Genomic DNA, 19161 nt, shown 5'->3' with positions numbered 1-19161 from the left:
TTCTGCGGCGAATACCAGCAGGTTCTTCGTCTGCTGGTGGTGACAGCGGCGGCGCATCGCTCCGGTTTTCCAGGGCGGGACCGGGTCGCTCGGGCTCAGCGGCCTTGCAGTGCGGCGAGCGTGGCGTCGAGGTCGGCTGTGTGTGGGGGGTTGTGCGGCAGTTTGCCGAGCATGGTGGCCATGCCGCAGGTGTCGGTGAGGGCGGAGAAGACGAGGCCGCCGGCGATGCCGACTGAGAGCAGTTGGAAGGCCGGGTGCACGAGCAGGCCGAGGACCAGCCCCAGGAGCACCACCGCTGGAGCGGTGAGGCGGACCTGCCGCTCCATGCTCCAGCGGCCCGAGTGTCGCAGACCGGGGGCTGGCACAGGTCATGTCCTTGCGCGGCCCATCCTGTGGTGCCGCCCGCGAAGGTGGCGGTCGGATGCCCTGTTCGGCCAGGAGCCTGCAGGCGTTCTCCGAGCGAGCGCCGGAGGCGCACACCACGAGGACGTCGCGGCGGCGGGCCGCGAGCCGGATCTCGGGTGCGTGGAACTGGAGTTCGAGGGCGCTGCCGAGGATGGAGCGGACCGGGATCAGGCTGGCGACCGCGTTCCGGGGCGTGTCGCGATGATCGAGGCGGCTATGGATGCCTGCCGCCTCGGCGTGGGTGTCCCTCTTCCGCAGGCCTTCCTCTGCGAAGCTGCGGCCGGCTATCTCGACGACCACGACTTCGACCAGCTCACCGACGACTGGGAGGAAAACGCCCTCATCGAACTCACCCAGCTCGTGCACGGCAAGCAGGCCCCGCTGCGCCGCACCCGTGCCAGGCCCGCTGCCGCCGCCCCTGGCACGACGCCGCCCGCCGCAGACACCGCGGCCGGGCAGGGCCCCAGGTTTCGGCTCGCCGACTACCTCGATCAGCGAGGCCGCCGCGACCGCTGCGAGGTGACCCCGCCCGATTCGTTCTGGCATGCCGCCCACACCCACTTGGCGCGCCCCGACGATCTCATCGAACTCGCCCGGGCCGCTCAGCGCCGCAACCTCGATCACTGGGCATCCCACCTGCGCTACCGCGCCGCCGACGTCGGTGACCTCAACTCGCTGTATGTTTTGGCACTGATGCGGGAGAGGGCCGGTGACACGGCAGGCGCCGAGACCCTGTACCGGCAAGCCGTGGCCGCAGGCGACACCGACGCCCTCCACGACCTGGCCCTGCTGCTGGAACGCGCGGGCGATCGGGAACAGGCCGAGGACGTGGCCCGGCAGGCCACTGCAGCGGGCAGCATCGACACCTTCTACGATCTTGCCCGCCTGCGCGAAGACGCCGCGACGAGGCCCTGTACCGGCAGGCCGCCACCGCCGAGGGCGCCGCCGCCCTGGCCACGGCAGCCCGGCACCGGGAACAGGCCGGCGACCTGGCCGCCGCGGAGGAGCTCTACCGGCAGGCCGCCGACGCCGGCGACCGCTCCGCGCTGCGCGCCCTGGCCCGGCTGCGGGAAAAAGCAGGCGACCTGGCCGGCACACAGGCGCTCCTGCGGCAGGCCGCGGACGCCGACGATCTCGCCGCCGCCTACTCGCCCGCATCAAACGACAAACCGCCGAGCTTGCCCAGGCCATGGCCAGGCCTCATCCTGCGGGCCCGGCAACCAGCACGCCCGCAGCCACCGACCCGGCGCAGCCCGACCCTCCGCGCGCAAGGAGGGCGGGGCAGGCGCGCGGTCGCCACGCTCGCCGCGTCGTGGGTGGCGCCGAATCCGGCATTGGCGAAGCCGCGCATGTCGCTTCGTCGGCAAGGCGCGCACACCGACTGCTCCACTATGCGACCGAGAGCCGCAAGCACGGTGTCACCCTGGGGGAACACCCGGCGGACGGCTGCTTCGCGATCAGGAAGCCGCTCTTGCCGCAGGCGAGGCAATCCTTGCGGAGGGGCTCATCCTCGTCCCCACCACAGAAGAAGCCCCCCATCACCGACTTCCTGATTCGTATCGAGAGTTGCACAGCCCGCTTTCGGCATTGATCCCGAAACGGCCTTGCCTCCAGCACAGCAGAGCCCGCCGAGCGTGTGGTGGTACAGAGAGGGCCGGTCAGATTACATGCCGTTCATCCCGGCCGCCTTCAGCTCCGCGAAACCCTAGGGACTGCTGTAACTGACCGCTACGTACTTACCGAACGCCGTACGTAGTGCCACTGCCACCCACGACGCCGTTGCGCTGGCGCTCCAGTAGCACTTCTCTGTACCTCGGCGTAATCTAGTCAAGAGGCTGTAAGCGCGAGATGCGGATTGGTCTGTCCATCGCCGAGCGAGGTGAAGATACCCTCGCCGCTGGAAGCTTCAAAAGAACTTGCAGAGTCTTCGGATGTAGTTGCATCACACTGACCCGATTCTATTCGCCCGCCATAAGTAGCGTGCGGCAGCGTCAAGAGAGGCAAGAACATGAGAAGACGCCTTATCAACTTCCTGGCCGCTTTCACCGCCATGGGAGTGATTCTGCTATTCTTTCCCTCGACTGCATCCGCTTATGGGGAGCAGATCAGCGTAAGTCCCTCTTCAGGGAAGCCGGGGACGAGCGTCACGGTCACCGGGAGCGGATGGGAAGAAAACGGCTCTCGCGGCATCAAGACTCCCATCACCATCAACGGAACCAACGTCGGGACTGCCGCTCCAAACGCCGCTGGAACATTCCGCACCACTGTCACGATTCCGGCCTCTGCAGCACCGGGTCAAACCATCGAGATATCCGCGATCACCGGCAGCGGCGGTGCTGCTACCGCTACATTCCGTGTGACCAAGACTTCCGGCGCAAACCCTCAGACAGGCGGCGGAAGTTGCGCGACCGTCATATCCTCGTTCATCACTCCTCAGTCTGGATCGGCGGGCTCTAAGTTCCTTATAAAGGGAAACAATTGGGTGCCCGGAGGCACGGTCCACATTTCCCTCCCTTACGGCTCGAAGGCTAAATTCTACACACCATCAGCCAATCCGCGAGTCGGAAGCAGCGGAGGATGGCAGACCACCTTTACAGTCGGCACGTCGACTCCCCGCGGCAGCTACACGATCAGTGCGACTGAGAGCGCGCCGCAGTGCCCAGGAAAGACGATTTCCCAATCTCATCAATTCACTGTCACGTAGGGGATAGATACTCGCGCCCCTCCAGCCCATAGCAGGCCGGAGGGGCAGCAGTTTTGCAACGCTCAGCCGGCGAGCTTACGCGTAACGGTTCACGTCGTCGACGAATCGGTCGCCGACGACGCCCCCTTGCCCGCGGCCTGCCGGTTGGTCTGACCGATCATGTGATTCACCAAGTTGTGCCCGATCACGGAGCCCCCGGCCAGCGTTACTGACGTTGTTGCCGTGATGTCGTCAATGTGAGTCCGGTTTCGGTGAGGCAGCCGTCGATGAGGTTGCTGCGATACTGGATCTGGCGGAGACCACGTCGGAGGGCGCCCATGAGGTGGTCAGGGTCGGTGAAGGCGGTGTTGACCTGGCTGCTGCGCCGCAGCAGTGACCAGATGCCCTCGACGGGGTTGAGGTCGGGTGCGTAGGCCGGCAGGAAGTAGCAGGTGATCCAGTCCTGGGTGTCGATGAACTCCCGCAGTCGGCGGTCCTTGTGGACGTTGAGGTTGTCCCACACGAGCACAATGGGTGCGCCGAGCTGCTGGTGCGCGGCGATGAGCAGGTCGCGGTAGTCGGTCCAGGTGAAACTGCGTCTGCCGCCGCGCTTGTGATCGAGATCCGTTTGGGCCGGTAGATCAGCCGTGAGCGTTCAGCGTGTTTCTAGCAGGCCAGAGCGGCGACGGAGAAGCGGCGCTGGGAGCGTCCCCTCACCCGGATGACGGGTGTGCGTCCGCGCCGGGCCCAGGTCCGTGCGGTGGGCGGCGTCATCGAGAAGCCGGCTTCGTCTTCGAAGCACAGCCAGGCGTCGAGCGCCGCCACGGACCTTCCACCTGCGGCCAGGTCTCCTTCACCCAGCCCGCCACGGCCTCCTCGTCACGCTCGATGGCTCGGCGGCCCGGGACCTGGTGGCTGAAGCCGTGCCGGTGCAGCATCTTCGCGATCGCCGACAGCGTCATGCTCTTGTGGAACCGGCGCCCGATCAGCGTCTTGATCCGCGCCAGCGTCCACGTCTGGTCCGGCCAGCCGTGCGCGACCGGTCCCTTGGCGAGCTCCTGCTCGAGCACGATGAACAGGGCCTCGCTCAGTTTGGGCCGTGACACGGGCCCGGCAGACCGCAGCCCCTGCGTGCCCGCGTCCTGCCAGGCCCGGCGCCAGCGCTGTACCGAGCGCACACTCACCCGTAAGTCCTTGGCGACCTCGGCGTTGGAGGCACCGGCAGCGAATCGCTCCGCGGCCTCCAGCCGGATCCGCTCGCGAAACGCCTGCCGTTCAGGCGTCAGCCCACCGCCCTGCGGATATCTCACACAACCGGCATACCGCAACGATCACCCATCGTCAGCCCTCACGACAACACGCCGCAAAGGTCAGTAGTGCAGAGAAAGTCGAGGTGGAAGACGCCCGTTCATGAAGTCGGCGAGCTTGTAGAAGCCGCCCTTGCCGGTCTTGGTGGCGATCCGCTCCAGCAAACCCTTGCCCGGGATGCGTCGGTCCGCGGCGTAGTGGGTGCCGAAGGAGATGGCGAGCGCGGCCGCGCCGGCGGCCGGGTGGACCCGGATGCCGAGCGCGCGGGCCCCGGCCCCTACCCGGGATAAGCCATGAAGGGGTGATCCCGGCATGACGAAGCCGCGTCTCACCGAAGAAGAGCACTTGCAGATCGGGAAGCAGCTGGCCAGGATGCAGACCGAACTGGCGACCCTGCATTCCAAACTGGGCAACGCTTACCCGTTGCAGGGCAGGGAAGGGCAGCCGCTGAGGAAGCTGGACAAGGTCGAGAACACGCTGCGGGACCTGCGGTACGCGCTGGAGAACGCGCTCATCAGCGATCACCCGCAGGCAGACACTTCGGTGTACTTCCCCAAGTTGTGACCCTGCCGCGGTCATACTGAAGGCCAGGCCCCGCCGTTGCCCCCGTCGACGCGGGGCCCGCTCGTTCGGGTCACAGCATGGGCACACCTCACGCGCTGACCGCCGAGCGCGCATGCTGCTCGCACAGCACAACATCCCTTGGGGGGGAACCATGCAACACCGCAGACTCGCCATCATGGCTGCCGCACTCGTCATCGCCGCGGGTGCCGCCGTCAGCGTCTGGCTGATGGTCCGGCCCACCTACGACGACGTCATGAAGGACTGCCAGAAGGCGCTCGCCGCCCAGTACAAGACGGACCGGGAGGGGAAACCAGCCGCCTGCAAGGACGTGAAGGATGACGACTACAGCGCACTCGTTCTCCAAGCTGCGGCGGATCACCTTGGGTGGACGGATGAGAACGGCGACATCGACCCGAGGAAGATGCTGGAGGACGCCGCCACCGCGGAACCGTAGGTCGGACACGCACAGCGGCCCCCCTTGGTTCGTCCAGGCCTCCGCCGCGGGGCGAGCGGAATCGGTGAGGTGGATGTACCTTCCGCCAGGTGGATTGGAAATGGACGATAACCGCCGTTCTACCGGTGCTCACACTGATCCTTGGTGTGGCTTTGAACCAGTGGGCCGATGCCCGCAAGGAGGCGGCAGCCCTCAAACGAGAGAGGCAGCTGCGCGCCCTGGACCGCAACCAAGCACGCCTGGACCGGCGGGAGTCGTTCGAGCTGACGCACCTCATCGAAGTGCACGAGGCGCTCACGGAACTCTTTACGGTGGCGCTCGCGCTTCACGATGCGGTGGAGACCGGCGTCCAGGCAGCACCAGAGTGGAATGGGCGCCTGACGGCTACCAACCGCAAGGTACATAGCCAGAAGGGCCTTGTGCTCGACGAGCAGGCCCGGCACTGGACAACCTCAGCGCACGCGTACATCAACGAAATGTCCCGCGGTGGTTCGATCGAGCGGCCCCTGGCCACTCTGGAGACGGCGCAGGAGGCGATTGCTGCGCGGATCCGTGACATCTACGGCCCAGATCTAAGCCGCACGCCTCTGATCAGTGCCGAGGCCCAAAGCTGACTCTGATTGTGCAGCGGCCGCACACCGGGTACCGAGTGAGGGCCGCCGCTCACTTCTCAGAGGCCGTTCTCTTTCCGGACCTCGTGTGCGGTTTCTGCTGTTCAGGCATGAGATCGCGGTTGTCGCGGGAGCCTCGCTCCGTTGCTGGCCGATATGTCGTGGGGGTGGCGGGTGCCATCGATGCGGGCGGTTCTGGAGACGCGGCGGAAGGCCGCGGCGGCGCGGGTGGAGGAACTTGCAGCTGAGCTGGAGCGGGTTCAGGCAGCTCTGGCGGAGGGCGGAAGAGGTGCTTCAGCGCCGGGTGATCGGCCTAGAGCAGTATCTGGAGGCGCTGACCGAGGCGGAGACCCCCGGCGTGGTGACCGATGGATTCTCGCAGAAAAAGCTGGTGGGACCGCGCCGGGCGGTGCCCCACCGAGAGGACGCGGCCGGCGTTTGTGGCCCGACGTGGCCAACAGATCCGCTGGACCCCGACGTTGCCGATACCGCCTTTTCTGCAGACATACAAGATGAGGAAACGCGTATCCAGGATGAAGCGGCCATAGGGGACGAGGCTGAAGGCGCCAGTGGAGCAAGCGAGATTGCCGGGCTGGTCGGAGCCATCACAGACGAACACGCTGCCGCTGTGGTGCAGAAGGTCATGAAAATAATCGAATTCCGGGGGGATTTCGAGGTACTGCAGTCGGTCGCCGCGGTCATCAACGACTGGCCACCGGACCGGCGCCGAGAACGCTCGGGGCGGCTCGAGCCAGCGCAGTGTCACACCACCGAAGACTTCCGACGCTCACTGCTGGAGTCCGCCGACGAGATCGCCGCCAGGTACGCGACCTATCTACGGCCCGAGCTATTGAACAAACTCGCCCGCTAGACAGCCCTGAAGCCGGCGCATCGCCTCGCGGTGGCAGAGGAGGCGCTGACCGTATCAACCGCAGCGGCCCGATGGACGGAGGCAACCCAGGCACTGCGGGTCATGGTCGAGATCGCCGTTCACGCCTGCGACGGCTCCGCCGCAGCGAGCGTCGTGCATCGCCTGTGTGGCCTCGTGAAGCATGCCGTGACCCAGGCACGCGGCACCGCTGACCTCATCGATGTGGCACGGCAGATGGCTGCGATCACCACACGAGTGGCTGCATTCCTTGCCGCCCGCGGGCACCCGGAACTGGCATTCCACACGGCACACGCGGCCCTCGGACTCTTGGGCGAGGATACGCAGCTGGTCAACGAGTTCGAGCTCGCCGAGCGGTTCCACCGGCGCATAAAGGGCGCCGATGACCAACTGTTCGAGGTCATGCAGCAACGTTTGAACACGGCGATGTCGACGCCGAGCGCATCTCAGCCAACCGAGTACAAGCCGGAGGCTCTGCTGGTGTATATGCCAGGACCTGCCGCTTACGTCCAGCTTTTCGGTGACCGTCACGGCGGCTTCTGGGCGGCAGGCTCTGTGGCAGCCGTCGAGTCGCGGCGATGGTGGGTTGCACGGCTCGACGTCACCTCCGAACATCTGAGCGAGCTGCGCGAGGCTGTCTGGGGTTCTCTGCAGGAGTGGGCATGTCATACCGGCGCGCTCAGGCGACTCCACTCGGAGATCGTCGGCCGGTTCGAAGATGATCTCAAACACGTCCAGGAGGTCGTGTTCCTTCCCCATCGGTCGTTTTCCGGAATGCCATTGCACGCGGCATTTAGTGCGGGCAGCTTCCTGATCGAGCGGTACAGAGTGACATACCTGTCCGCCCTAACCGACCCGACCCTCCCCGAGATGGTGGCGAAGTCGGCCCTGGTCGGGGGGTGGGACTCCTCTATATTCGCACCTGAGGAGGTCTGTGAGCTAAAAAGGCGCCTTGAAGAGTTGGGCCTCATGTGCTCCGGCCGACAACTGCAGAACGTGGTCGCTGCCAATTTCTGAACCCGAACAACCGATGGGACATCACGCACATCGCCGCCCATGGCGAATATCAGGAGTGGCCCTCCTCCATGGCCTCGGAGCTGCAACTGTCCCGCAAGGTACGGTTGACCGCCGGCGACTGGCTCCGAAACGGCTGTCGGGCATACTTCGCGTTTATCAACGCATGCAACGTCGGTCGCGCTATCCCACACGCCGGGGATGTCAACGGGTTCCCACTCGCACTGCGCGTCCGCGGCACCGTCGCCTCGGTATCCGCGCTGTGCCCGGTGTACGCCGGCGCCGCCGGACCATTCGCGCACAAGTTCTACCAACAGTGGCCAGGCGCCAGCAGCCTCGAGGCGTACCAAGCTACGTGCTGCGACGCCATCAGGCGCGGCGAACCGCCAGCAGCCTGGGCGCCCTACGTACACATCGGCTTCCCGATCACCCTTGCAGCAAAGCCTTCGGGTTCGCAAGCTCCTAGAGGCGCTGAACGTAGCGGTGTGTGATGAGGCAGGTTGCGCGACCGAGGAACGCCCCATGAATGGCGTCTCGTCGCTCCCAGCGGATCCGCAGGCGGCGGAAGCCGTGCAGCCAGGAGATCGTCCGCTCGACGACCCAGCGGATGGTGCCGGTTTGTGCTGCGTTTACTGGGTGGTCGGGGTCGGATGTTGCTGGCTGCGGTGTCGGGTGACGGGCCTGTTGCCGTCCCGGACCGCCCGGCAGCGGCGGGGGAGAGCGGTGTTACCGGCTGCTCGCCGGCCGACGGGCCCCCGCAACCCGCTCCCGTACCGCGTAAGTCCTCCACCCCGCCCGCGGCCACCTCTGCCGGAGGCGCGGCGGGCGTGAGTGGCGCCGGCACCGAGGGCCGGCTCCGGCTGCGTGAGGCGGCCGAGGTCCTGCGTGGGCAGCTGAAGCGGCCGGGCGGCTGGCACCAGGCCCGGGCCGCGGGGATCGCCGAGCGTCTGATGGGCGTCCCACTCGGCGCCGCCCAGGAGGAAGCCCTCAGCGTGTGGGGCGAGGTGTACGGCATGGCGTCGGGCACTTTGCATGGTGGCATTGCCGATCCGGCCCGCGCCGCGGCCCTCTACCGCGGGCTCCTGGCCGCGGCCCGGGAGTTGCTGGTGCCGCTGCCCGGCCGCGCCGGGCGGGTCCTTGAGCTGGCCGCTCTGAGGCAGCCGGGTGAGGCGGAGGCGCGGGAACTGGCCGGCTGGGCGGACCCGCGCGCCACCGCGTTCTTCTTCCGCTCCGGCCCGGCCGCCACCTGGCTCCCGCTCCTTCACGAGCACGCCCCGCACCTGCTCGCGGCCAACGGGGCGGCCGACGTCTGGCCGGCCGCTCCGTTCCTCGAGCGCCTCGCGACCGTATCCCGCGAGGCCGTCCGGCCGTGGCTGGCCGATCACGCTGTCCAGTTGGCCGCCGCCGGCCCGTTGGTGCTGGGCGCGCTGTTGCGTCTGGCCGACGCCGGCGCCCTCCCTCCGGCCGGGGTGCGCCGGCTGCTCCCGCACGTCCTGTCCCCGGCCCGGGCCGGGGAGCCGGCCGAGCAGGCGGACGTGCCGCGCCGGCTCGTGGCCGGCTGGGCGGGGACCCTCCCGGCGCCCGTACGGGACGGGGACTGGGTCCTGGTCGCCGAGGAGTTGCTGAAGGACGCCGTCGACCTGGGGCACGCCGGTTTCCGGGCCTACTGGGATGAGCGTCGGCGCGCGCACGCCGAGCAGCGGCCGCTGCCCGAGCTGACCGAGGTCCTCCAGCGGGAGTGGGCGGTCCGGCTGCCCGAGCACGACATCACGGGCCTGCTGCGCGAGCTGGTGGTGACCGTCCACGCCGACGCCGGCGGCCCGTTCCGCTGGGACCGCGCTGTCCGCGGCGCGCTGGCGGGCCTGCTGCGCCGCGACATCGAGACGTCCGACAGGCGGCCCTGGCCGGTGTACGTCGACCTGGACGAGGTCCGTGTCCACGCCACGATCTTCCTGGGCCCGGTCCTGGACATGGGCCCGCTGCTGGCCCGCGCGGTCCTGGATCTCGCCGCGGCGGACGCCGCGGCCGGCCTGCCGCTGGCCGACCGGCTGCGGGCGTGGCCGAGGATCGCGGCTGCGGACGCAGGTGTGCACGACCGGGTGCTCGCCGCCCACCTGGCCGCGCACACGCCGCCCCCCAACGCCGGGGACGAAGGGGCACAGCAGTGGTGGGACCTGGCGGTCGACGCCACCGTCCGGCTGCTGGCCGGCCGCCCGACGCCGGAAGGCGCCCGGCTGGCCGCTCTGGTGCTGGACACCTGCCCGCCCGGCCGGGCCGCCGGCCTCCATCAACGGGTACGGGAGGCGCTCGGGCAGGCGCCGTCCGCCGCCGCGGTCGATCAGCGGCTGGCGGCCGCACCCGAGCAGTTCGACCAGGGCGAGCAGTCCGGCCGGGCCGGTGAGGCCGTGGAGCCGCCGGCGTCCTGGCTGCGGGTGTGGGCCTGGTCGCCGGTCCTGCCCGCGCCGCTGCTGGCCGGCTTCGACCCGCTGCTGGCCGCGCTGCGCCGGGCCCGGCCGGACGGCCCGCCCGACCCGCGCAGTGCCGCCCGCCCGCGGTCGCGCCATCACACCGCCGTCGCAGTAGAGGACCTGCTGGAGCGGGCCGCCGCGGCCGCCCTGGCCGGCGCCCCGGACGCGGGCGCACCCGGCTACGCGACCGTGTTGCGGCGCCTGGTGGCGGCCGACCCGGCGACCTGGACCGCTGATGTCCCCGCCGTGCTCGCCGCCCTCGTCCTGCCGGAGCTCGGCGCGTTCTACCTCGCCGCCGTCGCAGCCGCCGCGCGCCGTCCCGAGGACTTCCCCGCCGGCCCGGCCGAGGCCGTGCTCGCCGCCCTCGCGCTCAGCCGAGCCCTGCCCGCGCCCGCCGACCCCCACGTCCCGGACGCGGGCGAGTACGCCGGCCGGGCGTGGTCCGGCCTGCTGACCTTCGTGTGGCGCACCGGTGACGGCCTCGGCGATCTCGGCGGTGACCTGCCGGCCGTCTTGGACCAGTTGCACGCCTTCACCGAGCCGCTCACCCACCCCGCCGCCCCGCCGCCGACTGCGGCGGCGGTCGGTCCGGCAACGCCCGCCACCGGCCCGGCCGGCCCGCCCGCCGACCGGGCGGCCGGGGAGGAACAGGGATGCCCGCGGGCCTGCTGGACGCCCACCCGGCGGTGCGCGCGCTGGACTGCCTCCTGGACTACGCCGCCAGCCGGGCCCTGCGGGACGGCCAGATGCCCGGCGACGTCCTGAACCTGGTCGCCAGCGTCCTGGCCGCCCGCGGCGGCGACGAGGCGGTCGCCGCCGTGATCGGAGCGCACCTGCCCCGGCTGCTCGCCGCCCTGGACCGCGGCCAGCTCCTGGCAGCCCTGCGCGAGGAACCGTCCGGCCGCGCGGCGTTCCGCGTGGTCCACGCCCTGCTGACCGGCCATGACGAGCTGCTCGGCGATCCCGTGGCCGCCTGGCGTGAGCTGGCCGCCGGCCCGGGCGGCGCCGAGGCCGCCTCTGCCTTCCTCGGGTACCTTGCCCTCTTCACCGCGATGCGGCCGGTCGACCGGACCGCGGTGGACACGGAGCAGGTGTGGTGGACCGCGGCCTTGGAGGCCGACCTGCCGCCCGGCGCGCTCGCGGGCGCCGGCGACTTCGCCGCGGCGCTGCCGGAAGAGGCGTGGCTGTCCCTGGCCCGGCGCCGCCCACTCCCCGGCCCAGAAGGACGCCGGCCGGGTCGCCGAACGCGCGGCTGCCCATCCGCGCAGCCCTGATGCCCTGCTCCTGGTCGTGCATTTGCTCACCCGCCGGCCCCTGAAGGCGCGTACGACGGCGACGTCCGCCGCCACGCCCGCGCCCTGCTGCAGAGAGCTGAAGCCCTGCCCGCGCCCGACCGCCCGGCCGAGGCCGCGCAGCTGCGCCGGGCCCTGATCGAAGCCGGCGAGGTGGACCTGGCCCCAGCACCGTCGACGGCCGGCTGACCGACCCGGCCCCGGGCTCCAGCCGGGTCGGCAATGATCGGGGGATGACCAATGACCTCCCCGCCAACCCCGCGCCCGAGCCAGCGCCGCGCCCCGATGGCCGTTCCGGTGGCCAGGACGAGCTGCGCGCGCTGACGACGCCGCGCCAACGCACCGTGGACGACCCCATGTTCACCACCCCCGGCCTGCCGGGGACGTTCCGGCTGCAGCTGTTCACCGCGGCGGGCGCGCGCCCGGTTGCGGTGGCGACACAGAGCGCCGGCGAGGGCATGAGCCTGATGAACGGGGCGGAGCAGTACGCGGGCGCGGTGTGGGAACGACACTGCCCGGATGAGGAGGCGCCGCCGGTGTGGGTGGAACAGCAGCTGGGGCTGGAGGAATCGAGCCAAGAGCCCCGCTTCCAAGAGGTGGTGTTCGCCGGTGCCGACGGCTACCGGCCGCACGGCCCGCACTGGACGACGCTCACCCACGAGCAACTCGAGGAGCTGGTAGGCGCCAAGGTCGCCACCGACCGCGGTGCCAGCTATGTGCCGCGCCCCGCCGAGGCGGAACCCCGCCCGGTGTTCGAGAAGTTCGCGGTGGCACGCCTCAGCCGCCCCCACCCATTCCGCGAACCCGGCTGCATGCCGGCCAGCGTGCCCTGGTGGCGGCGCTGGCTCCGCCAAATACTGCCGCGCCGCAGCGCCCGGTCGTGCTGCTGGTACCACGGCGGCGACTGGCACGCGGTCAACGCCCTGGCGCTGCAGGTCCTCGAGCGGGCCCGCGCCCAGGGCGTGGACGGCGACGACATGATGGACTTCGCCATCGCCCACGCGACCGCGGTCGGCGTCGGCGGGTGGCAGACCGAAGCGCTGGCCACCCTGTTCAGCATTGGTGATGCGATCCAGCCCGACAGCGAGGGCGGCTATATCAATGGCCAGCACCGTGCCCAGGCCATGCTGGAGGCCGGGGTGCGCCGCACCGTCGTCCTGCGCTACGTCTACGAGTCGTAAGCCGCGCTCGCCGAGCCGCTGACGGGCGGCACGCACGGATCCGCACCAGCAATGACGGGCCGGCCCGGCTGGTCACGGCCCTGCTTCCCGGCCCGGAAGACTCAGCCGACCGCCGAGCTCACCTCGGAATGTCCCGTCGGCCCGCTGCGGGGGCCTCCGCCCCGTCCCGGACCGCCGGCACCGTCTCGCCGGCGGCCCCCGGCCGGACGCCGCCCATGACTATCGCTGACGGGTGGGCAAGAATCCGGCGTGGGCGGTCGCTTCGACGTGCCGGCCCTGCACCACCGCGCTGTACGGTCCGAGGCCGCCCCGGCCACGCGGGGCTCCGGGACGGCCGCGGTGCGCGGCGTGCTCGGTAACCCGGTCGGCGTGCCGGGCCCGGGAGGTGCGCCGGCCTGCGCCTCCCCGTCGTTCGGCAGCCGGGTCGGCGGCCGTTCCCTCGGCCGCTGTCCCCGCGCGCCGGGCTGCCTCGCCCGGCCCGCGCCGTCCGGCCGGCGTCCGTTCCGCCGTCCGTCCGCCGTGCCCGGGCCGCCCGCTGCTCCTGGCCCGCCGCCGTACTGCCGGCGCCTCCGTGCCGTCCGCCACGCTGTGCCGGCCCGCTGCGCCCCTTCCCGCTGAGTTGCTTCGACGGCTGGGAGCTCTCTCAGTCGCACGCCGCTCGGTGCCGACCCGCCGCAGGACACAGGCCCGGGTAGCGCCAAGCACTACCGAACAGGTGCCCTGCCCGACCCAGGGCCGAACGACCAACGGGCTGGCGTTCCGGCCTGGGTCGGGCAGGGCGCGTTGTCCGAGGCGCGCTGGCGGGTCTGCGCCCCCGGGAACGGGTCACGCTGGCCGAAGGCGGGCTGGCCGAGGAGACGGAGCAGAGCTACGCCGGCGGCGTCACGGCCACCTCGCGGCCTCGGCGTCGGGTGAGAGCGTTGCGGAGGTAGGCGGGCAGTGCCTGGCAGACGGCCGGGTCCGCTTTCCAGCCGGGTCGGTGAGTTGGTCGGCCGTGATGACGAGGTGGTTGCCGTAGTCGGTGCGGACGAGAACGCGGAACGTTTCGCCCCTGCTGTCCCGGCCGGCGAGGTAGGCGGCCAGGACGGCCCGGCCCAGCTCAGCAGGATCCGCGCCGGTCGTGGCTCGGCCGAGGTCTTTGCAGATCCACACGTCGCTGAAGCGCTCGTGCATCAGGATCTCCCACCGCACGCAAGCGGGCATGTCGTCGCGTAACACAACAGCGATCATGCCCCCACCAGCCGGCCTCCCGTACCGCTACCTGCGAGTACTGGCCAGAAAGCATGCCTCTCCCACCGGGGCGACGGCTGGCACCGGCCAATCTCGCCCCTCGCCGGCGCGGCCCGACCGAGGGCATCAAATGGGCTACACCGGGCGGCCCTTGCGTTCTGCCGTTGCCGGGCGTGATCACACGGGCCCCAGGGCGCCTACCTCTTGCCGCTGTTCCATACGATCGAGCAGGCCCGCGCTGAGCACGTCGTACCGGCAGCTGCCCGAACCCGCCCCGGCCAGCAGCCTGGTCACCGACGACGCGCCGCTGGGCCCGTACGCGCGGCGCGCACCTGATCCGCAGCTCCTCTACCGCCGGCTTCTTCCCACGCCGATGCGCTGCCCGGTGTCAGTATCGAACAGTCGATCTTCCGTGCATAGGCTTCCGTGCATGGCCAGCCGATCTTTTCCTTACGACCGGTTCCTTGGTGAGTTCCAGGAGCTGGCGCATGGTCGCCCCGACGGCCCTTCACTGCGCGACTCGGTCCGCGACCACGCTGCCCCGGACGAGGAGAAGCTAGTGCGTTACCTGCGAGCAGGAGCAGCCCTTGCCGTGACCGGATCACCGGTCCACGACGCACTGAGTGGCGAGTTCATCGGTGCGTTGGAGCTGCACACCGACGGCGAGTGGTTCTGGCACTCAGACCTCGCTCACTATGTCGAGCACTACCACGTCCCGCTGGACGAGATCTTCATCGATCACGCACGCGCACACCACTGGACGCCACCCGCACTCTCCACTGAAGATCTCATCGAAATTGCAGACATATTCGAGGCCCTCGATACCGAAGACTCTGAGGGTGCACAGGGCTGCCCTCGTTGAGCGCCTGAGAGGTCCAGAGCCTGGCGCTGGGGGGCGAAGCCGAGCTCGGTAGGCTTCGCAGCGAGCACGATGCGCGGATCACGTCGAGGTCGAGTCGGTGCCGTAGCCGGTGACGACGTCGCTGAGGTGCTCGGCGTGTCCGAGCGTCAACGTGACAGGGTGGAACCGGGCGTCACCACAGCCCGCGACCGACCAGTCGATGACGGCCGTATGCTCCTTGCCGTCCACGAACACGTGACTGATCTGCAGGTCGCCGTGCGTGAACACCGGATTGCATGGCCGGAGCGCGGCCTCGGCGACCTCGTGGTTGCGGGTGACCGTGTCGGTGGGCAGGACGTCGTTCGTCACGAGCTACTCGCACTCGACATCGAGATTCGTCGCCAACTCATCGAGGCCCCGCCCGGGCCAGGGCGGCAATGGCGCGTCGTGTAACTCTCGGATGGCGGTACCCGCCGCCAGGCGGCCGGCGACGCGGTCGGTGGCTCGCCGAGGCAGCCGAGTGCCCTCCCGGGACCGCGGCGATCGCGAGCAAGGGAGGCTTGCACCTGTCGGTCACGACGCTGGTTATGGTGCGGAAACTGCGTGGCTGCTGAGTTCGCGGCGCCGGTAACGTCCGGTGTTCCGATCCGCCGTACCGGCGGCCTACGTTCAGAGAGCGATGCAGATGACCAGCCGGCAAGCAACGACGACCCTGTGGCGTCCCACCGGCCCCAAGGAGCTGGATCTGGTGCGGGAGCTGAACTGGCGTGCGTGGCCTCCCCGGCTGCCCGAGCAGCCGATCTTCTACCCTGTCCTCAACGAGGACTACGCGGTCAGGATCGCGCGGGACTGGAACGTGAAGCACGATGGCGCCGGCTTCGTCACTCGTTTCGAGGTCGAGTCGGACTTCTTGAGCCGGTATCCCATCCAGCAGGCAGGAGGGCAGACGATCCTCGAGCTGTGGGTTCCGGCCGAGGAGTTGGACGACTTCAACGCTCACATCGTCGGCGAGATCCAGGTGATCCACGAATTCCGCTGAGGCGCGGAGGATCGCTGACGGGGCACGCTGGCCCGGTGGGATGACCTCGGCCTGGCTGGTGTGATCACGGCGTCGGGGCAGACTTGGACAGCCCCGTCACCAGGTTCCGCCTGCGCGTCTTTGGACGGGTGACCGTGCTGCGACGCGAGGGTGCCAACGCGGCCCGCAGGCGGCTGCACGACTGACCAGGGCCTGAGCCCTGGACGGCTGATCGACGCCGGGGCCGATCCGGGATCACGCTTCCCAGTCCGCATAGTCTCCGATCGCCACGTCGTCGCAGAAGGTCTCCCAGAACCCATCGCCCGCGAGGGCAGTGGCGTCGATGCCGGAGATGAGCTCGCGCAGCTCTTCCGCCACCTCCTCGAACCCCTCCTCGTCGTCCTCCGCGTAGAACGGGAAGCGTGCGATCACAGCCGCAACGCATCTGTTGAAGGAGTCGAGGTCACTGTTGACGTGATTCATACTCGATGACCCAATATGGGGTATATGCACTATGTGACTACTGGCCGCATCGATGGCGATGTGTCCGAACAGGCCACTCGTCGCGATAGCGACCACCCCCCGTTCACCGATCCCCCCGAAGTACGCCGGCTCGCTCAGCGGCCGGTACTCGTATCCGATCAACCCGCCTGGGATGCCGGTTGTCCTGAGGTCGACAGCGATCCCGGTGGGCACCTCGGGTGGCAGCTCGATGACGATCAAGGCGAACTCGGGCTTCGGCAACTGCGGCAGGGGATGGCTCACGGGAGGATCCTCTCTCGATGACTGCCTGGGAGCACCAAACCGTGCAGCTGCCGCCGACGAGGGTGTGCCAGAGCACGGTAGTTGTCACCATGGGCATCCGCTGACCTGCGGCTTCAGTGGGACAGAGCATGGTGGTGGTCACCGATGCGGCGCGCTACCTGTCGCCAGCGGCAAGCGAAGCAGGGGCGATGTCACCGCGTTCGGCTTCTGGTGGGCAGGGTGCCGGGCGGCGGTCCTCGGCGATCACGGGCCATGTTCCGCGCGCCCTGCGCGAATCCCGCCCCTACGATCACCTGGTAGGACTGCTGGAGGGGCGGGAATGCTTGAGGACATCGAGGGCGGGACAGCGGCAGCGACGCGGCTCGCGGGAGGCGCGCCGCTTCACAGCACGCTTGATGTCGCCGACCCCGCTGACTGGCTTGCGCTGGACGCAGGAGTGCGTGAGGTGGCCTGGCACCGCCCTCAGTTCTCGCCGGGATGGGAGCACTCCGCCTCACTGCCCGCCGACCTGACTCAGGTCGGCGAGTCTCGGCTCGCACTCGCCCTCTGCCACCGCGACGGGCGGATCCGTCAGGAGGCGCTGCGCCCGTCGCTCCGACACCCCGGTCTGCTGCCGTTGATCGTGATCCGCTGCGCCGATTGGGTCGGCCCAGTACGCGAGCACGCCCGGCAGTTGCTGCGCGAGGCCCTGAACGTGGACTTGGCCCTCGGCCTCGCGCCGCTCGTCCTCCGTGTCGGCCGCCGCGACAGAGGTGCCTTCGGCGTCGATGTGCTCGGCCAGATCCTGCGCCAGGCATCGCGCGGGCAGCTCGCTGTTCTCTTCGCTGACTCCGACCGCATCGTCCGGCGGTTCGCGTACCGGCTGGCCGTCGAGGGCCGACTGCTCCGTCCCGCTGAGCTGGCCCGCGCGGCCGCCTGGGACCAGGACACCGTGGTCCAGGACCTGTGCGCCACAGCGGCGCTCACGGCTCTGGGGGATGAGGATGCCTACGAGTGTGTGCTGCCTCCACTGCTGTCCGCACGCAACCCGCGTGTCCGTTCGGCTGGCGTCACCGCGCTGAGACGGGCGGGGCGGTCAGAGCAGACGGAGCCGTTTCTCAGCGACCGTTCCGCGCTCGTGCGTGCTTGTGCCCGGTATGTCATACGACAGCAGGGTGGTGACCCGGCCGCCTGGTACCGGGAGCGGTGCACGGCACCAGACGACCCCGAGTTGCCGCCCGGTGCGGTCATCGGGTTGGCCGAGTGCGGCAACCGCGCGGACGCCGAGCTGCTGCGGCCGCTGCTCGTGCACCCGGCGGCCGGGGTGCGGGCGCGAGCAGTGGCAGGGTTGCGGGCGCTGGACCGCGCGGATGCGAAGCAGTTGCGGCCGCTCCTCGACGACCCTGTCGCCGGAGTCGTCCGCGAGACCGCCACCGCCCTGCTGCCCGCGGTCAAGGAACTGCCCGCCGACTGGCTATTGGAGCGCACCAGCTCCGAGCAGCCACGGCACGTCCGCGTCGGCGCGTTCCGGCTGCTCGACGCGCGCGGCGGCATCGTGGCGCTACGGGCGGCAGTCGGTCTGTTCGAGGACCCCGATGTGAAGCTGCGCACCTGGGCCGCGCAATCAGTGCAGCGCTGGCATCCGTCACCGGACGGGCGGGGCGGCGACGCGGAGGTGGGTGAACTGCTCGACCGGAGCCGACACCTCTTCAGCGACCACATGCTGCGCCGGCTCAAGCGGGAAGCCGGGGTGGACAGCTGAGACTGCACCGCGTCCTATCGTGCTTTGGCTCATTTACTGCCCGCCACCCCTTCGGTGTCCGGTCCGGCTACCAGCGCATCCCGAGCTGGTCCAGCTCGGCGCGTCGCGCGGGGGTGCGCTTGTCGGCCCGGCGCCGGCTGTTGTCCAGGAACGTCCCCAGCTTGATATCGACCGCCTTGCCGTCGACGTCCAGGCGGACGGTGTGCTTCCTGGCGGGTCGTAGGTGTCCCTCGCGGTCGTGGTACTGCTGGGCCGCGCGGAGGTTGAGTGCCTACTTGTCGTCTGCGGTGAGCTTCGCGGGCCGGGCCTCGGGGCCGCCGGGCTCCAGACCGAGCGTGCTGCCCAGGAGCCACTGCTGAGCGGGGGGAGGGGGCAGCTTGTCCCACGCTTGCCGCTGCGCGACGGCCCATGCCCGCGATCCTCGCCATGCACGACGAATTCACCGGCTGTCTCGGGGAGGGCGCCCCCGGCCCGGACGTGGATGCGGGCGAGTGTGAAGCAGCGCTGTCAGGCAACGTCCCAGCCGAGCGGGCACCATCCCTGGTCGATGGCCTCCAACGCGGCCTGGCAGCTGCCTGGCGCGACCTGCCGCTGGCCCGGACGGCGCCGACGGCGTCTTTTACCTGCTCATGCCGCTCGGCCTTCGCCTTGTGGGGGCGTCCTCGCGCGGGTGATGCCGCGGGGGACCCGGCGGCCC

The 19161-nt window shown here is 69.9% G+C and carries 15 protein-coding genes and 6 pseudogenes; 12 read left to right on the top strand and 9 right to left on the bottom strand.

What is annotated here, in order from left to right; translation table 11 throughout:
* Positions 1 to 95 precede the first annotated feature (95 nt).
* From AB0L21_RS09415 to AB0L21_RS09400, 4 genes and pseudogenes are all read right to left on the bottom strand, one after another.
* A pseudogene (locus AB0L21_RS09415) lies at positions 96 to 543 on the bottom strand (rhodanese-like domain-containing protein); the annotation flags it as partial.
* Between the two features lie 2771 nt (positions 544 to 3314).
* A pseudogene (locus AB0L21_RS09410) lies at positions 3315 to 3862 on the bottom strand (transposase).
* Positions 3859 to 4398: a winged helix-turn-helix domain-containing protein gene (locus AB0L21_RS09405; protein WP_365783335.1), complete on the bottom strand. Its 540-nt coding sequence runs from the start codon at positions 4396 to 4398 to the stop codon at positions 3859 to 3861. The pseudogene AB0L21_RS09410 and the gene AB0L21_RS09405 overlap by 4 nt, the downstream one beginning before the upstream one ends.
* Before the next feature lie 60 nt (positions 4399 to 4458).
* On the bottom strand, positions 4459 to 4710 hold the full coding sequence (locus AB0L21_RS09400; RefSeq protein WP_365783125.1) for a hypothetical protein: 252 nt from the start codon (positions 4708 to 4710) through the stop codon (positions 4459 to 4461).
* Between AB0L21_RS09400 and AB0L21_RS09395 the strand changes: the two genes are divergently transcribed.
* From AB0L21_RS09395 to AB0L21_RS09370, 6 genes and pseudogenes are all read left to right on the top strand, one after another.
* The gene (locus AB0L21_RS09395; RefSeq protein ID WP_365783123.1) at positions 4709 to 4960 is read left to right on the top strand and encodes a hypothetical protein; all 252 of its coding nucleotides are present in this window, start codon (positions 4709 to 4711) and stop codon (positions 4958 to 4960) included. The two genes, AB0L21_RS09400 and AB0L21_RS09395, sit on opposite strands and share 2 nt — an antisense overlap.
* 175 nt (positions 4961 to 5135) lie before the next feature.
* Complete coding sequence (locus tag AB0L21_RS09390) at positions 5136 to 5414, top strand: hypothetical protein (RefSeq protein WP_365783121.1); 279 nt, start codon at positions 5136 to 5138, stop codon at positions 5412 to 5414.
* Between the two features lie 146 nt (positions 5415 to 5560).
* Complete coding sequence (locus AB0L21_RS09385; protein WP_365783119.1) at positions 5561 to 6028, top strand: hypothetical protein; 468 nt, start codon at positions 5561 to 5563, stop codon at positions 6026 to 6028.
* 180 nt (positions 6029 to 6208) lie between these two features.
* A pseudogene (locus tag AB0L21_RS09380) lies at positions 6209 to 6461 on the top strand (hypothetical protein); the annotation flags it as partial.
* A 537-nt stretch (positions 6462 to 6998) separates the two neighbouring features.
* Positions 6999 to 7931: a hypothetical protein gene (locus AB0L21_RS09375; protein ID WP_365783117.1), complete on the top strand. Its 933-nt coding sequence runs from the start codon at positions 6999 to 7001 to the stop codon at positions 7929 to 7931.
* Positions 7886 to 8419 (top strand): CHAT domain-containing protein, encoded by a 534-nt coding sequence (locus AB0L21_RS09370; protein ID WP_365783115.1) that lies wholly within the window; start codon positions 7886 to 7888, stop codon positions 8417 to 8419. The genes AB0L21_RS09375 and AB0L21_RS09370 overlap by 46 nt, the downstream gene beginning before the upstream one ends.
* On the opposite strand, the pseudogene AB0L21_RS09365 reads toward AB0L21_RS09370, so the two are convergent.
* Positions 8391 to 8543, bottom strand: a pseudogene (locus AB0L21_RS09365) (transposase); the annotation flags it as partial. The gene AB0L21_RS09370 and the pseudogene AB0L21_RS09365 sit on opposite strands and share 29 nt — an antisense overlap.
* 212 nt (positions 8544 to 8755) lie before the next feature.
* Between AB0L21_RS09365 and AB0L21_RS09360 the strand changes: the two are divergent.
* The 3 genes from AB0L21_RS09360 (at position 8756) to AB0L21_RS09350 (ending at position 12869) form a co-directional block, all read left to right on the top strand.
* Positions 8756 to 11161, top strand: a complete 2406-nt coding sequence (locus AB0L21_RS09360) for a hypothetical protein (protein ID WP_365783113.1) — start codon at positions 8756 to 8758, stop codon at positions 11159 to 11161.
* Positions 11050 to 11670 (top strand): hypothetical protein, encoded by a 621-nt coding sequence (locus AB0L21_RS09355; RefSeq protein WP_365783111.1) that lies wholly within the window; start codon positions 11050 to 11052, stop codon positions 11668 to 11670. The genes AB0L21_RS09360 and AB0L21_RS09355 overlap by 112 nt, the downstream gene beginning before the upstream one ends.
* A gap of 251 nt (positions 11671 to 11921) precedes the next feature.
* On the top strand, positions 11922 to 12869 hold the full coding sequence (locus AB0L21_RS09350) for a hypothetical protein (RefSeq protein WP_365783109.1): 948 nt from the start codon (positions 11922 to 11924) through the stop codon (positions 12867 to 12869).
* Positions 12870 to 13751: 882 nt separating this feature from the next.
* Here the strand turns inward: AB0L21_RS09350 and AB0L21_RS09345 are convergent.
* Complete coding sequence (locus AB0L21_RS09345; protein ID WP_365783107.1) at positions 13752 to 14099, bottom strand: hypothetical protein; 348 nt, start codon at positions 14097 to 14099, stop codon at positions 13752 to 13754.
* Positions 14100 to 14529: 430 nt separating this feature from the next.
* On the opposite strand from AB0L21_RS09345, the gene AB0L21_RS09340 reads away from it, so the two are divergent.
* Positions 14530 to 14961 (top strand): hypothetical protein, encoded by a 432-nt coding sequence (locus tag AB0L21_RS09340; RefSeq protein ID WP_365783105.1) that lies wholly within the window; start codon positions 14530 to 14532, stop codon positions 14959 to 14961.
* Positions 14962 to 15010: 49 nt separating this feature from the next.
* Here the strand turns inward: AB0L21_RS09340 and AB0L21_RS09335 are convergent.
* A pseudogene (locus tag AB0L21_RS09335) lies at positions 15011 to 15502 on the bottom strand (phosphotransferase); the annotation flags it as partial.
* A 117-nt stretch (positions 15503 to 15619) separates the two neighbouring features.
* On the opposite strand from AB0L21_RS09335, the gene AB0L21_RS09330 reads away from it, so the two are divergent.
* Entirely contained in the window at positions 15620 to 15979 is a 360-nt protein-coding gene (locus AB0L21_RS09330; RefSeq protein WP_365783104.1) for a hypothetical protein, read from the top strand.
* A 234-nt stretch (positions 15980 to 16213) separates the two neighbouring features.
* Here AB0L21_RS09330 and AB0L21_RS09325 read toward each other — a convergent pair whose 3' ends face one another.
* A complete protein-coding gene (locus AB0L21_RS09325; RefSeq protein WP_365783102.1) occupies positions 16214 to 16723 on the bottom strand; it encodes an SUKH-4 family immunity protein in 510 nt (169 codons plus the stop codon).
* Positions 16724 to 17168: 445 nt separating this feature from the next.
* Here AB0L21_RS09325 and AB0L21_RS09320 point away from each other — a divergent pair, with 445 nt between their 5' ends.
* Complete coding sequence (locus AB0L21_RS09320) at positions 17169 to 18464, top strand: hypothetical protein (protein WP_365783100.1); 1296 nt, start codon at positions 17169 to 17171, stop codon at positions 18462 to 18464.
* 67 nt (positions 18465 to 18531) lie between these two features.
* On the opposite strand, the pseudogene AB0L21_RS09315 reads toward AB0L21_RS09320, so the two are convergent.
* Positions 18532 to 18669: pseudogene (locus tag AB0L21_RS09315) on the bottom strand (helicase); the annotation flags it as partial.
* Between the last annotated feature and the right edge of the window lie 492 nt (positions 18670 to 19161).

The sequence above is a fragment of the Streptomyces sp. NPDC052721 genome (assembly GCF_040678315.1).
Classification (GTDB): domain Bacteria; phylum Actinomycetota; class Actinomycetes; order Streptomycetales; family Streptomycetaceae; genus Streptomyces.
Note: the sequence above shows the minus strand (reverse complement) of the source record. Positions and strands in the feature narration are given on the sequence as shown.